Origin of the sequence: Pseudomonas sp. FP597 (assembly GCF_030687435.1) — a bacterium.
In the GTDB taxonomy this organism is placed as follows: Bacteria; Pseudomonadota; Gammaproteobacteria; order Pseudomonadales; family Pseudomonadaceae; genus Aquipseudomonas; species Aquipseudomonas lactucae.
Window position 1 is genome coordinate 3624123 of sequence record NZ_CP117432.1, and the last position, 12842, is coordinate 3636964.

13 protein-coding genes are annotated in these 12842 nt (G+C 61.0%); 6 read left to right on the top strand and 7 right to left on the bottom strand.

Annotated features, from left to right (window positions below; all coding sequences use genetic code 11):
- Nucleotides 1-73 precede the first annotated feature (73 nt).
- Nucleotides 74-964, top strand: a complete 891-nt coding sequence (locus PSH66_RS16570; protein ID WP_141063970.1) for a DMT family transporter — start codon at nucleotides 74-76, stop codon at nucleotides 962-964.
- On the opposite strand, the gene PSH66_RS16575 is transcribed toward PSH66_RS16570, so the two are convergent.
- Nucleotides 961-1518 (bottom strand): YceI family protein, encoded by a 558-nt coding sequence (locus tag PSH66_RS16575; protein WP_305427241.1) that lies wholly within the window; start codon nucleotides 1516-1518, stop codon nucleotides 961-963. The genes PSH66_RS16570 and PSH66_RS16575 overlap by 4 nt on opposite strands.
- An 87-nt stretch (nucleotides 1519-1605) precedes the next feature.
- Here PSH66_RS16575 and PSH66_RS16580 point away from each other — a divergent pair, with 87 nt between their 5' ends.
- Both PSH66_RS16580 and yghX read left to right on the top strand, forming a co-directional pair.
- Nucleotides 1606-2100, top strand: coding sequence for a PaaI family thioesterase (locus PSH66_RS16580; RefSeq protein WP_003174299.1), 495 nt, complete (start codon nucleotides 1606-1608; stop codon nucleotides 2098-2100).
- Nucleotides 2101-2144: 44 nt separating this feature from the next.
- On the top strand, nucleotides 2145-3032 hold the full coding sequence (gene yghX, locus PSH66_RS16585; RefSeq protein ID WP_078824906.1) for a YghX family hydrolase: 888 nt from the start codon (nucleotides 2145-2147) through the stop codon (nucleotides 3030-3032).
- Here the strand turns inward: yghX and PSH66_RS16590 are convergent.
- A complete protein-coding gene (locus PSH66_RS16590) occupies nucleotides 3029-3904 on the bottom strand; it encodes a LysR family transcriptional regulator (protein ID WP_141063972.1) in 876 nt (291 codons plus the stop codon). The genes yghX and PSH66_RS16590 overlap by 4 nt on opposite strands.
- Before the next feature lie 132 nt (nucleotides 3905-4036).
- Between PSH66_RS16590 and ampC the strand changes: the two genes are divergently transcribed.
- A complete protein-coding gene (gene ampC / locus PSH66_RS16595; protein ID WP_080547098.1) occupies nucleotides 4037-5191 on the top strand; it encodes a class C beta-lactamase in 1155 nt (384 codons plus the stop codon).
- Between the two features lie 4 nt (nucleotides 5192-5195).
- Here ampC and PSH66_RS16600 read toward each other — a convergent pair whose 3' ends face one another.
- From PSH66_RS16600 to PSH66_RS16615, 4 genes are all read right to left on the bottom strand, one after another.
- Nucleotides 5196-5348, bottom strand: coding sequence for a hypothetical protein (locus tag PSH66_RS16600; RefSeq protein ID WP_305427242.1), 153 nt, complete (start codon nucleotides 5346-5348; stop codon nucleotides 5196-5198).
- 96 nt (nucleotides 5349-5444) lie between these two features.
- Nucleotides 5445-6722: an ATP-binding protein gene (locus PSH66_RS16605; RefSeq protein WP_305427243.1), complete on the bottom strand. Its 1278-nt coding sequence runs from the start codon at nucleotides 6720-6722 to the stop codon at nucleotides 5445-5447.
- Entirely contained in the window at nucleotides 6723-7430 is a 708-nt protein-coding gene (locus tag PSH66_RS16610) for a response regulator (protein ID WP_003174305.1), read from the bottom strand.
- Between the two features lie 173 nt (nucleotides 7431-7603).
- The gene (locus PSH66_RS16615; RefSeq protein ID WP_042944806.1) at nucleotides 7604-8206 is read right to left on the bottom strand and encodes a tRNA-(ms[2]io[6]A)-hydroxylase; all 603 of its coding nucleotides are present in this window, start codon (nucleotides 8204-8206) and stop codon (nucleotides 7604-7606) included.
- A gap of 149 nt (nucleotides 8207-8355) precedes the next feature.
- Between PSH66_RS16615 and PSH66_RS16620 the strand changes: the two genes are divergently transcribed.
- Nucleotides 8356-9219 (top strand): universal stress protein, encoded by an 864-nt coding sequence (locus PSH66_RS16620; protein WP_003174307.1) that lies wholly within the window; start codon nucleotides 8356-8358, stop codon nucleotides 9217-9219.
- 70 nt (nucleotides 9220-9289) lie between these two features.
- Here PSH66_RS16620 and PSH66_RS16625 read toward each other — a convergent pair whose 3' ends face one another.
- Nucleotides 9290-9760, bottom strand: a complete 471-nt coding sequence (locus PSH66_RS16625) for a DUF1289 domain-containing protein (RefSeq protein WP_042944807.1) — start codon at nucleotides 9758-9760, stop codon at nucleotides 9290-9292.
- 396 nt (nucleotides 9761-10156) lie between these two features.
- Between PSH66_RS16625 and acnB the strand changes: the two genes are divergently transcribed.
- Entirely contained in the window at nucleotides 10157-12766 is a 2610-nt protein-coding gene (gene acnB / locus PSH66_RS16630) for a bifunctional aconitate hydratase 2/2-methylisocitrate dehydratase (RefSeq protein ID WP_042944809.1), read from the top strand.
- Nucleotides 12767-12842 lie beyond the last annotated feature (76 nt).

Below are 12842 nucleotides of genomic sequence, written 5' to 3' on the forward strand. Positions count from 1 at the left end.
AATTTTTTGATTGTCTTAATCTTCAATCCTAGGATGGCTCTTACGCAATCTTTTCTTATTTCGGACGCCCACCATGGAACGCACCTCCCCCATCGGCAGCCTGGACAGCAGCACCCAGGGTTGGATCAACGGTTTTATCGGCGTGCTGATTTTCAGCGGCTCGCTGCCCGCGACGCGCCTGGCCGTGATGGAGTTCGACCCGGTATTCCTCACCCTGATCCGCGCCACCATCGCCGCCGTGCTGGGGCTGCTTGTGCTGTGGCTGTTCAAGCAGAAGCGTCCCGCACGCCGTCAATGGGGCCCGCTGGTGATCGTATCCCTCGGCGTGGTGATCGGTTTCCCGCTGCTCACCGCCCTGGCGCTGCAATACGTGACCTCCGCGCACTCCATCGTGTTCATCGGTTTGCTCCCCCTGGCCACCGCGCTCTTTGGCGTACTGCGCGGCGGCGAGCGGCCACGTCCGGTGTTCTGGCTGTTTTCGATACTGGGCAGCGCACTGGTGATGGGTTACGCGGTCGCCCAGGGCTTGAGCGCCGCGCCCGCCGGCGATCTATTGATGCTGTTGGCGGTGCTGGTGTGCGGCTTGGGGTACGCCGAGGGCGCCACGCTGTCACGCAGCCTGGGCGGCTGGCAAGTGATCTGCTGGGCGCTGGTGGTGTCGCTGCCGGTGGTGCTGCCGCTGAGCCTGGTGCTGGCACCGTCCGACTTTACCGGCATCAGCCTGCCGGCCTGGCTCAGCCTGGCTTATGTAGCCTTGTTCAGCATGCTGATCGGCTTTGTGTTCTGGTACCGTGGGCTGGCTCAGGGCGGCATTGCCGCCGTTGGCCAGTTGCAATTGCTGCAACCGTTCTTCGGCCTGGCGCTGGCGGCGGGCCTGCTGCACGAACAGGTGAGCCTGGGCATGGTACTGGTGACGGTTGCCGTGATCGGCTGCGTGGCCGGCGCCAAGCACTTCGCCCGCTAGCGCTGTGGCGCAACCATCTTGAACTTGATGCGGATGTCGTTGGAGACCACGCTGTTACCGGCCCACTCCCCCTCGCCGATCTTGAAGTCGCCACGTTTAAGGATCAGTTCGCCGTCAAAGACACCGATGCCATCCTGCTCCTTGAGCAGCACCTGCACATCCACCGGGCGCGTGGTGCCCTTGATGGTCAGGTTGCCGCTGATACGGAAGCGGTTTCTCCCCAGCGCCTTGACCCCGGTGGATTCATACACGCCCACCGGATAGGTCGCCGTATCGAACCAGGACGGGCGTTGCAGGGTGTCATTGGCCTCGTCACTGCCCGCCTTGATGCTGGCGAGCTGAATCTTGAGCACTGCATGCGCCGCCTCCGGTTTCTGGGTGTCGAAGGTCAACGTGCCGTCGAACTGGCCGAACGTGCCGTACACGCGCTGCCCCAATTGCTTGTAGGTAAAGCTGATTTGACTGGCGGCGGGGTTGACGTCCTTGTACTCCACGGCCTGAGCGTTGGCGATACAAGCCAAAGCCAGGGCAAGCGCTAAAATTCGACGTTTCATGCACCGCTCCGCAAAAGGTTGACTGTATTCCCATCAGGCGCTCGTCCTGCTAAACAGAGTAGCCACTCACCACCACAAGGACTTTGCATGCACGTCCCGTCCCTACAAGACATCACGGCCCCGGAAGGCATTTGCTTCGGCTGCGGCGGCAGCAACCCCCACGGCCTGCACCTCAAGAGCCGCTGGGATGAAGACCGCATCCACGTCATCGCCGAGTACCAACCCGACGCCCAGTACACCGGCTGGCCGGACCTGGTCTATGGCGGCCTGATCGCCATGCTGGTGGATTGCCATTCCAACTGGACCGCCATGGCCTGCCATTACCAGGCCGAACACCGCGAACCCGGCAGCCTGCCGCGTATCGATTGCGTCACCGGTAACCTGGGCATCAAATTCATCAAGCCCACCCCTATGGGCGTCCCCCTGACCCTGCGCGCGCGGGTCGACGGCGACGTGGGGCGCAAAAGCCGCGTGATCTGCGAGGTATACGCGGGCGACGTGCTCACCGCAATCGGCGATTCGGTGTTCGTGCGCGTCGACACCGGGCAACTGGCCGCCGCCGCCCATGGCCGTAACGGCTGAACCTGGTCTACATTGATGGGCACCGCCAATCGAGGACTGCACCGATGACTCGTCTCACCGCGAAGGACTTTGCCCCCGAACTGCTGGAACTCTACGACGGCTACGCCCACGGCAAGCTCAACCGGCGCGAGTTTCTCGACCGCGCGGCATTGTTCACCTTCGGCGGCCTGACTGCCTCGGCACTGCTGGCGGCGCTGAGCCCCAACTATGCCCTGGCCGAGCAGGTGAAATTCACCGACCCGGACATTGTCGCCGACTACATCACCTACCCCTCGCCCAAAGGTAACGGCACGGTACGCGGCTATCGGGTGCGTCCGGCCAAGGCTGCGGGCAAGTTGCCGGCGGTGGTGGTGGTCCACGAAAACCGTGGCTTGAATCCGTATATCGAAGACGTCGCCCGACGCCTGGCCAAGGCCGGGTTTATCGCCCTGGCCCCCGACGGCCTGACCTCGGTCGGCGGCTACCCCGGCAACGATGAAAAAGGCGTGGCGCTGCAACAGACCGTCGACCCCACCAAACTGATGAACGACTTCTTCGCGGCCATCGAATGGCTGATGCAGCACGACAGCAGCACCGGCAAAGTCGGCATCACCGGCTTCTGCTACGGCGGCGGCGTGACCAACGCGGCGGCGGTGGCCTATCCTGAGCTGGGCGCGGCCGTTTCGTTCTATGGGCGCCAGCCGCAGGCCCAGGACGTGCCGCGGATCAAGGCGCCGATCATGCTGCACTTCGGCGAGTTGGACACACGGATCAACGAAGGCTGGCCGGCCTATGAGCAAGCGTTGAAAGCGGCAGGCACGACCTATGAGGCATTCATCTACAAGGGCGCCAATCATGGGTTCCATAATGATTCGACGCCGCGCTATGACGAAGCGGCGGCGAACCTGGCCTGGGAGCGCACACTGGGCTGGTTTCGCAAATACCTGAGCTAAAGCGAACACGATTCCAGCAACCAGTCCTTGAAAGCCGCCATCGCGGGCGTCTGCGTCCGCGACTGAAGGCGCGTCAACCAATAGCTGCCCGTGGTAATAGTCACATCGAACGGTTGGCGAATCACATCGGTGGACAGCTGCCGGGTGAACATCATTGCTGGCGCCAACGCCACGCCGATCCCTTGCAACGCCGCTTCCATCATTGCCAACGAGGAATCAAACACGATGCTGCGCGGCATCACGGTATCGGCGGGCAACCCGGCGGCCTGGAACCACAGGTTCCACTCATCGGCGCGGTAAGAGCGTAGCAAGGTGTGTTTCAACAGGTCATCCGCCGTGCGCAGTTGCTCGGCGATTGACGGCACGCAGAGCACGCTCAACGGCGCCACCAACAGTTGGCAGGCGTCAGTGCCGTGCCAGGCGCCAGCGCCGAAACGGATCGCGTAATCCAAGCCTTCGGCAGCCACGTCCACACGGTTGTTATGGGTGGACAGACGCAGATCGATAAACGGGTTGCGACTGTGGAAATCCGGCAGGCGCGGCAGCAACCAGCCCACCGCGAAGGTGCCGACCGCGCCCACGCTGAGCACCTCCCGATAATGCCCGCCTTCGAACTGGTCTAAGGTGTTGGTGATGCGGTCGAAAGACTCGTGTACCACCGGCAGCAGGGTTTCGCCTTCACGGGTCAGCATCAGCCCCCTGGGCAAACGCTTGAACAGGATGACATTCAACTGCGCCTCCAGGCTCTTGACCTGATGGCTGACCGCCGCCTGGGTCACACATAGTTCGATGGCCGCCCGAGTAAAGCTCAGATGCCGGGCCGAGGCTTCGAATGCCCGCAGGGCATTGAGGGGCAGATGGGATCGCAGCATGTCTTAACCTTAGTTTTTCTAATGACTGGTGCGAGATATCATCGGTTGTCGAAGGGTCGCACTCTGCCTAGATTTGCGTCGTTCGCGAAGACCTTGGTCATCGGCCCGTCACTTATATGGAAGCCAGATTGTATGTACGAAAAATCCTTTATCAATGCACGAACCGTCCTTTTTTCAGCGCTTTTACTCGGTGCCGGGTCTTGCGTCGCCGCCACCGACCTGCGTGCGGTCGTGGACAATAACGTCGAACCACTGATGCAGCAACAAGGCATCGCCGGCCTGTCCGTCGCCGTGATGAACAAGGGTCAAGTGCAATACTTTAACTACGGCGTAGCCTCCAGGGACACCCGGCACCCCGTCAGCCAGGACACACTGTTCGAAATCGGCTCGGTCAGCAAAACGTTCACGGCAACCCTCGGCGGTTATGCCCAGGCCACCGGCAAACTCAAGCTATCGGACAAGGCCAGCGAGCACTTGGCCGCCTTGAAAGGCAGTGCCTTCGACCAGATCAGCCTGCTGCAACTGGCCACTTACACCCCCGGCGGCCTGACCTTGCAATTTCCCGACTCGGCCGACAGCGCCGATCGCATGCTCAACTACTTCCAGCACTGGAAACCCACCTACGCGCCCGGCGCGCAGCGCCTGTATTCAAACCCGAGCATCGGCCTGTTCGGCTACCTGGCGGCGCAAAGCATGGGCCAGCCGTTCAGGGTTGCCATGGAGAAGACCCTGCTGCCAAGGCTGGGCCTGAAGAGCACCTATGTCAGCGTCCCCGCCGACAAGGCCGGGCTGTATGCCCAGGGCTATGACAAGCACCAGAAGCCGGTGCGCGTAAGCCCTGGTGCACTGGACAGCGAAGCCTATGGCCTCAAAACCAGCGCCCAGGACCTGGCGCACTACGTGATGGTCAACATGCACCCCGACACGCTGGAAAAACCCTTGCAGCAGGCCATCGACACCACCCACACCGGTCATTACACCGTCAACGACATGACCCAGGCCCTGGGCTGGGAGTACTACCCTTACCCGATCACGTTGCAAGCGTTGACCGACGGTAACTCGACACCCATGGCGATGGAGCCGCACAAGGCCAGCTGGCTGGCCAAACCCCAGGTGCAGCCCGCTAACGTGCTGTTCAACAAAACCGGGTCTACCGGTGGCTTTGGTGCCTATGTAGCGTATGTCCCGAGCAAGGACATCGGCGTGGTCATCCTGGCGAACAAGAACTACCCGAATGCCGAGCGGGTGAAGGTGGCGCATGCAATCCTGAGTGCGCTGGACCAATAAGCCGCTACCTGAGGATGCACTTGTAGTAATCGTCTTCAGGTTCAGGCTGGAAGCGGATATCACGGATAAACCCTTCCAGCCGCTGGGTGTTGCGCTTGGCAAAGTGCCGTCGAATGAGGTCCAGGCTCTGGAGTAACTGGTCGTATTCGCCTTCCATCCCGGATCAACATCGCACCTATCGATGAGCCCCTCACGCCGTAGACGCTGCAGTCAGCTATAAACCGAGGCAATTCACGGGCTGACGGATCTTCCATTAATGCGCATACGCCCACGTCATCCGAAACGACGCCCCGCCCCATTCCGAATCCAGCACGCACACCTCACCGCCGTGCCATTGCGACACCCGCTGCACCAGGGCCAGGCCCAGGCCAAAGCCGCCGGTGCGACGGTCGCGGCTGGCGTCCAGGCGCATGAAGGGTTGGAAAATTTTCGTTCGGCCCTCCTCGGGCACGCCGGGGCCGTCGTCGCAGACACGGACCTCATAACCACTGCCAAACCTGATCAGCGACACATCCACGCGACGTTCGGCGTAACGGATGGCATTGCGCAGCAGGTTGATCACCGCTCGCGCCATGAAGCGCGGTTCGATCAGAATGAAATCCACCTCACAGGTACGCAGCGACAGTTGAATCCCCGCCGCCTCAGCCTCCAGGGCTACGCTGCCGATCACGCTGTCGAGCCAGCTATGGGCTTCTATGCGCTCGCGGGTGACCTGGGTAGCGCCGCGTTCCAGGCTGGCGTATGTCAGCAGCTCCGAGACCATTTCTTCCAGCTCGCCCAGGTCGGCGTACATGTCGGCAATCAGCGCGCCACGTTGGCGCGGGTCGGTCTGTTGCTTGAGCTGGTCAAGCTCGAACGACAGACGCGCAATCGGCGTGCGCAGTTCGTGGGACACCGCGTTGGTCAGCTCACGCTGGTTGGCGATCAGGTTTTCGATGCGTTCGGCCATCTGGTTGAAGTGTCCGGCCAGCTCGCGCACGGTGGAGCGGCGCGCCAGCAGGATGCGCGACCCCAAGTCGTTGTCGCCGAAACGCTGTGCGGCCAGGCGGATGTGCTCCAGGTCGCGCCAGTGCGGACGTACCCAGAAATACAGGACGATCGCCAGGCACACCCCGAGAAAACCATAGGCCCACAGGTACAGCCACTTCGGTTCTTCCGGCAGCTTGATTTCCAGCAACTGCGGGCCACCGTCGATATTGGCCAAAAACTCGTTGAAATCGCCGCGCACCACCAGCAAACCGTCGCCCAGCAAGGTCTGTTCGCGCTCGGTGAGGGCCTGGCTGTCTGTTGGCACCAGTTTCAGGCGCAGCCCGTAATGGGATTGCAGTTCGGCCAATCGGGCCTGGCGTGCATCGCCAAGCACCGGCCGCAGTTGCTCCACCAGACCATAGGCTGGGCCACGCATGGCTTCGCGGTTATAGGTTTCGTTGGCTTCGGGCAACAGCTCGTCGAAGGTGTAGTTGACCAGCCAGATCGCCCCCGCCAGGCCAAGTGCGAGAATCACATACAGGCGCAGAAACAGGCGCAGCATCTAGACCTCCCACGCAAACGGGTTGAACAGATACCCCTTGCCCCAGACGGTCTTGATGCACACAGGTTCACGCGGGTTGTCGTTGAGCTTGCCACGCAGCTTGCTGATGTACACGTCGACGCTGCGGTTAAGCCCGTCAAAGGCAATACCGCGCATGCGGTTGAGGATGTCGTCGCGCGACAGGAGGGTGCCCGCGTTGCTGGCCAGCAGCCAGAGCAGTTCGAACTCCATGGTGGTCAGGTCGATCGTATCCTCACCCAGGCTGACCACCCGGCAACTGCGGTCAATGGCCAGCCGCCCGAACGCCAGCGCACCGCGCACGGTCGGCTCCGGCGCCTGGCGGCGTTGCAGCGCACGCAGGCGCGCCAGCAGCACCGGCGGCTTGATCGGCTTGATCACATAGTCATCAGCCCCGGATTCCAGGCCGAGGATATGGTCCAGGTCATCTTCCTTGGCGGTGAGAATCACGATGGGTGTGTCCGACACGCTGCGAATCTCGCGGCACACGTGCAAACCGCTCTGGCCTGGCAACATCAGGTCGAGCACGACGATCTTCGGTTTGAAGTCCAGGAACGCCGCCAAGGCCTCGTCGCCCCGGTGCACCACCCGCACCTCAAAACCATGCTGCGACAGAAAATGCGCGATCAGCCCTGCCAGCTTTTCGTCGTCCTCAACGAGCAGGACCTTGCCCAGACCCAGGTTTTCCATACGTTCTCAGTGTGCAGTCGCGGATTGAAGAGCGGGCATTATAGGTGGCAAGCCGAGCAACTGAATCAACGCTCCGGCAGCAGTCGACGAAGCTTCATGTTTTTAAGAGTTTTTAACAAATGACCTGCAGTTTTTAACACCATCCACCGAGCGTTGTATGCGCAAGGCCTGCCTCAGGCCGGCACGCCACTGTGAAAGCGGAACTCGACATCGGGTGACTCGATCAATGCTTGCTCGGCCGCCCTCACCCGCTCGATTACCTGGGCGATATCCCGGGCCTCGCCATACTGGTAGGCCAGCTTCAGGTAACCCTGGAAGTGCCGAGCTTCGCTTTTGAGCAAACCGAAGTAGAACTTGCCGAGTTCTTCGTCCAAATGCGGCACCAGCGCCTCGAAGCGCTCGCAACTGCGCGCTTCGATAAAGGCGCCGACTACAAGGGTATCCACCAGCTTCACCGGTTCGTGGCTACGCACCACTTTGCGCAAACCCGAGGCATAACGGCTGGCATGCAGCTGGCGCAGCTCGATCTTGCGCTTTTTCAGCAGGCGCATGACTTGCTCGTGGTGCACCAGTTCTTCGCGGGCCAGGCGCGACATCATATTGATCAGGTCGACATGGCCATGGTACTTGGCAATCAGGCTCAGGGCGGTGCTGGCGGCCTTGAATTCGCAATTCTTGTGGTCGAGCAGCAGGGTTTCCTGATCGGCCAGCGCGGCCTGGACCCAGGCGTCGGGGGTGCGGCAACCGAGGAATTCGTGGATTTCGGGCAGGTTCATCGGGCTCACGGGCAAAGGATCACAAAAGGCCGGCGATTATACCGACCACGCGGCAGACCACCAGCCACCGGCCTTGATGTGCATCAACATGACGCGCGGCGAGCAGCAACTATAGTTATTCCACGCCCCCCCTTTTGGAGATCCCGACCATGCAAGCCATCCGCAGCATCCTGGTGGTCATCGAACCCGAGCATTCAGAAAGCCTGGCCCTCAAACGCGCCAAGTTGATTGCCGGGGTGACCGGTGCACACCTGCACTTGCTGGTCTGCGACAAGCAGCATGAGCATTCGGCGCTGTTGAGCCTGCTCAAGGCCGGTTTGCAGGAGGACGGTTACAGCGTGACCACCGAGCAGGCATGGAATGACAGCCTGCATGAAACCATCATCGATGTGCAGCAGGCTGAAGGTTGCGGCCTGGTGATCAAGCAGCACTTCCCCGACAGCCCGTTGAAAAAGGCGTTGCTGACGCCGGCGGACTGGAAGCTGTTGCGTTATTGCCCGACGGCGGTGCTGTTGGTCAAGACCGCCACGCCCTGGGCCGGCGGGGTCATCCTGGCGGCGATCGACGTGGGCAACACCGACGGTGAGCACCGCTCGCTGCACAACTCGATCATTGATCACGGCTTTGATATCGCCAGCCTGGCCAAGGCGCAGTTGCACGTGATCAGCGCCCATCCGTCGCCGATGCTGTCGGCGGCGGACCCGACGTTTCAACTCAAGGAAACCATCGAGGCGCGTTATCGCGAGCAGTGCAGAGCGTTCCAGGCCGAGTTCGACGTGGATGACAGCCACTTGCATATCGAGGAAGGTCCGGCGGATGTGCTGATTCCCTTTGCGGCGCACAAATACCAGGCGGCCGTCACCATCATCGGCACCGTGGCGCGCACCGGCCTGACCGGCGCATTGATCGGCAATACGGCGGAAGTGGTGCTCGACAAGGTAGAAGGCGACGTGCTGGTGCTCAAGCCGCAGACGCTGATGGATCACTTGGAAGAGCTGGCAACCAAGGCCTGACGCTGATCCCCAAAACAATGAAGATCAATATGTGGGAGCAAGCCCTCTCCCCCATTCTGGACTTGTGTTGTCAGTCTGCGAGCGCATCTCTCAGAAACCCCGGCGCGATATAGCGCTGGTAATGCGCCTCGGACAGGATAAAGAACTCACGATCGATGGCATCGCGCAGGTCCGGCAAGGTCCAATCACGAAACTCCGGCAGCAGCACCATGCCATAGGCTTCCAGGTTGGAGATCACCCGTGCGCCCCGGGCGATCAACTGGTACGCCCAGCAATACTCGGACTGGTGCGGCACGAAGCGGATCTTGCGCTGTTCCAATTGGCTACGCAGGGTTCTCGGGTCAAAAATCTCCACTTTGCCGGCCATCACCTGCACCAACAGCTGCTCCAACCGCAGCCACACCGCGCGTTTTTCCTCTTCGCCATAGCCATTCCACTGGACCACTTCATGGTGGAAACGCTTGCAACCACGGCACACAAGATCGCCGTAAACCGTGGAGCACAGGCCGACGCAGGGGGTCTTGATGGTTTGGTTGGGCATGGGCAACGACACGCAAATCAGCGAAACAGTGTGCCATGTTAGCCCTTTGTCTAAGGTTGATCATCCAGCAAACTTGCGGTGGCAACTTACCTTTAGAATTTTTTTGCCGTAGAATCATTCGGCCTTGTAAGGCGCCAATAATCCGCTGGAAGCTGTTTTCAAAGCGTCACGAGCACAGTCGTTCCTTCAGAACGGTATTGGCGCGGGTTTGACCCCGGTAGGTCAAAAACCGCGCCAACCCTCATCAGCTCCGTTCTGCAGGCGTAAAACTTTGAAAGCAGCTTCTGTGAGGAATGCCGGCAGCGCTGGCTTTGCGGCCCAAAAAGCCCCCGAGCGCATGCGTGCCGTTCATTTCTGGATGAGCGTCCCGTGGGACCACTGATGAGGGTAATAACTGTGCTTGAAGCCTACCGCAAACATATCGAAGAGCGTGCAGCACTGGGTATCGTTCCCCAGCCGCTTAATGCCGAACAAACCGCAGGCCTGGTCGAGCTGCTGAAAAATCCTCCGGCTGGCGAAGAAGAATTCCTCGTTGACCTGATCACCAACCGCATTCCACCAGGTGTTGACGAAGCTGCCTACGTCAAGGCCGGTTTCCTGTCCGCCCTGGCCAAGGGCGAAGCCACTTCCCCCCTGCTCGACAAGAAACGCGCCGTTGAACTGCTGGGCACCATGCAAGGTGGCTACAACATCGTGACGTTGGTCGAGCTGCTGGACGACGCCACGCTGGCGCCTGTCGCCGCCGCCCAACTCAAGCACACCCTGCTGATGTTCGATGCGTTCCACGACGTGGCTGAAAAAGCCCGCAACGGCAACGAACACGCCAAAGGCGTGATCCAGTCCTGGGCTGACGGCGAGTGGTTCCGCAACCGCCCAACCCTGGCCGACAAGATCAGCCTGCGCGTGTTCAAGGTCACCGGCGAAACCAACACCGACGACCTGTCCCCTGCCCCGGACGCCTGGTCCCGCCCCGACATCCCGCTGCACGCCCTGGCCATGCTGAAAATGGCCCGCGAAGGCATCGTACCGGACGAGCAAGGCAAGACCGGCCCGATGAAGCAGATCGAAGAGATGCGCGGCCAAGGCTTCCCGATCGCCTACGTCGGTGACGTGGTCGGTACCGGTTCGTCGCGTAAATCGGCGACCAACTCCGTACTGTGGTTCTTCGGCGACGACGTCCCTTACGTGCCGAACAAGCGCGCCGGCGGCTTCTGCTTCGGCAGCAAGATCGCGCCAATCTTCTACAACACCATGGAAGATGCCGGCGCACTGCCGATCGAATTCGACGTGACCAACATGAACATGGGCGACGTGATCGACCTGTACCCGCATGCTGGCAAAGTCTGCAAACACGGCACCGACGAAGTCCTGACCACCTTCGAAATGAAAACCCCGGTGCTGCTGGACGAAGTCCGCGCCGGCGGCCGTATCCCGCTGATCATCGGCCGTGGCCTGACCGACAAGGCTCGCGCCGAGCTGGGTCTTGGCCCTACCGACCTGTTCAAGCTGCCTGAAGCGCCTGTCGACACCGGCAAAGGCTTCACCCTGGCGCAAAAAATGGTCGGCAAGGCCTGCGGTCTGCCGGAAGGCAAAGGCGTTCGCCCAGGTACTTACTGCGAACCGAAGATGACCACCGTGGGCTCCCAGGACACCACCGGTCCGATGACCCGTGATGAACTCAAAGACCTGGCGTGCCTGGGCTTCTCGACAGACCTGGTGATGCAGTCCTTCTGCCACACTGCGGCCTATCCGAAGCCGATCGACGTGACCACCCACCACACCCTGCCTGACTTCATCATGACCCGTGGCGGTGTATCGCTGCGTCCAGGCGACGGCATCATCCACAGCTGGCTGAACCGCATGCTGCTGCCGGACACCGTCGGCACCGGTGGCGACTCCCACACCCGTTTCCCGATGGGCATCTCGTTCCCGGCCGGTTCCGGTCTGGTCGCGTTCGCCGCAGCCACTGGCGTAATGCCACTGGACATGCCGGAATCGATCCTGGTGCGCTTCAAAGGCAAAATGAAGCCTGGCATCACCCTGCGTGACCTGGTTCATGCCATTCCTTACTACGCAATCCAATCGGGTCTGTTGACCGTAGAAAAGAAAGGCAAGAAAAACGCCTTCTCCGGCCGCATCCTGGAGATCGAAGGCCTGAACGACCTGACGTTGGAACAGGCTTTCGAGCTCTCCGACGCCTCGGCCGAACGTTCGGCCGCCGGTTGCACCATCAAGCTGTCCAAAGAGTCCGTGACCGAGTACCTGAACTCCAACATCACCCTGCTGCGCTGGATGATCGGCGAAGGCTACGGCGATGCACGTACCCTGGAACGTCGTGCTCAAGCGATGGAAGCCTGGGTAGCCAACCCTGAGCTGATGGAAGCCGATGCCGACGCCGAATACGCCGAAGTCATCGAAATCGACCTGGCGGAAATCAACGAGCCGATCCTCTGCGCGCCAAACGACCCGGACGACGCCCGTCTGCTGTCCAGCGTTGCCGGCGAGAAGATCGACGAAGTGTTCATCGGTTCGTGCATGACCAACATCGGTCACTTCCGCGCTGCCGGTAAGTTGCTGGAACAGGTCAAGGGTCAGCTGCCAACCCGTCTGTGGCTGTCGCCGCCGACCAAGATGGATGCTCACCAACTGACCGAAGAAGGCTACTACGGCATCTACGGCAAGGCCGGCGCACGCATGGAAATGCCGGGCTGCTCGTTGTGCATGGGTAACCAGGCACGTGTTGAGCCGAATTCGACCGTGGTGTCGACCTCGACCCGTAACTTCCCGAACCGTCTGGGTGATGGCGCGAACGTCTACCTGGCCTCGGCCGAGCTGGCGGCAGTCGCCTCCACTCTGGGTCGCCTGCCGACCGTCGAAGAGTACATGGGCTACGCGGCCAAGCTGGACACCATGGCCAGCGACGTCTACCGCTACCTGAACTTCGACCAGATCGCCGAGTTCCGCAAGATCGCTGCAAGCGCCAACATCCCGGTGATTCAAGCCTAAGGTGTTGATGTGAGGAACGCCGCGTATCGCAAGGTACGCGGCGTTTTTTTATGCCTGGAATACAGTGTGATATCAA

What these genes read in the sequence shown, in the direction of transcription:
- PSH66_RS16570 (WP_141063970.1), top strand. Translation starts at nt 74, where the DNA reads ATGGAACGCACCTCCCCCATCGGCAGCCTGGACAGCAGCACCCAGGGT.
- PSH66_RS16575 (WP_305427241.1), bottom strand. Translation starts at nt 1,518, where the DNA reads ATGAAACGTCGAATTTTAGCGCTTGCCCTGGCTTTGGCTTGTATCGCC.
- PSH66_RS16580 (WP_003174299.1), top strand. Translation starts at nt 1,606, where the DNA reads ATGCACGTCCCGTCCCTACAAGACATCACGGCCCCGGAAGGCATTTGC.
- yghX (WP_078824906.1), top strand. Translation starts at nt 2,145, where the DNA reads ATGACTCGTCTCACCGCGAAGGACTTTGCCCCCGAACTGCTGGAACTC.
- PSH66_RS16590 (WP_141063972.1), bottom strand. Translation starts at nt 3,904, where the DNA reads ATGCTGCGATCCCATCTGCCCCTCAATGCCCTGCGGGCATTCGAAGCC.
- ampC (WP_080547098.1), top strand. Translation starts at nt 4,037, where the DNA reads ATGTACGAAAAATCCTTTATCAATGCACGAACCGTCCTTTTTTCAGCG.
- PSH66_RS16600 (WP_305427242.1), bottom strand. Translation starts at nt 5,348, where the DNA reads ATGGAAGGCGAATACGACCAGTTACTCCAGAGCCTGGACCTCATTCGA.
- PSH66_RS16605 (WP_305427243.1), bottom strand. Translation starts at nt 6,722, where the DNA reads ATGCTGCGCCTGTTTCTGCGCCTGTATGTGATTCTCGCACTTGGCCTG.
- PSH66_RS16610 (WP_003174305.1), bottom strand. Translation starts at nt 7,430, where the DNA reads ATGGAAAACCTGGGTCTGGGCAAGGTCCTGCTCGTTGAGGACGACGAA.
- PSH66_RS16615 (WP_042944806.1), bottom strand. Translation starts at nt 8,206, where the DNA reads ATGAACCTGCCCGAAATCCACGAATTCCTCGGTTGCCGCACCCCCGAC.
- PSH66_RS16620 (WP_003174307.1), top strand. Translation starts at nt 8,356, where the DNA reads ATGCAAGCCATCCGCAGCATCCTGGTGGTCATCGAACCCGAGCATTCA.
- PSH66_RS16625 (WP_042944807.1), bottom strand. Translation starts at nt 9,760, where the DNA reads ATGCCCAACCAAACCATCAAGACCCCCTGCGTCGGCCTGTGCTCCACG.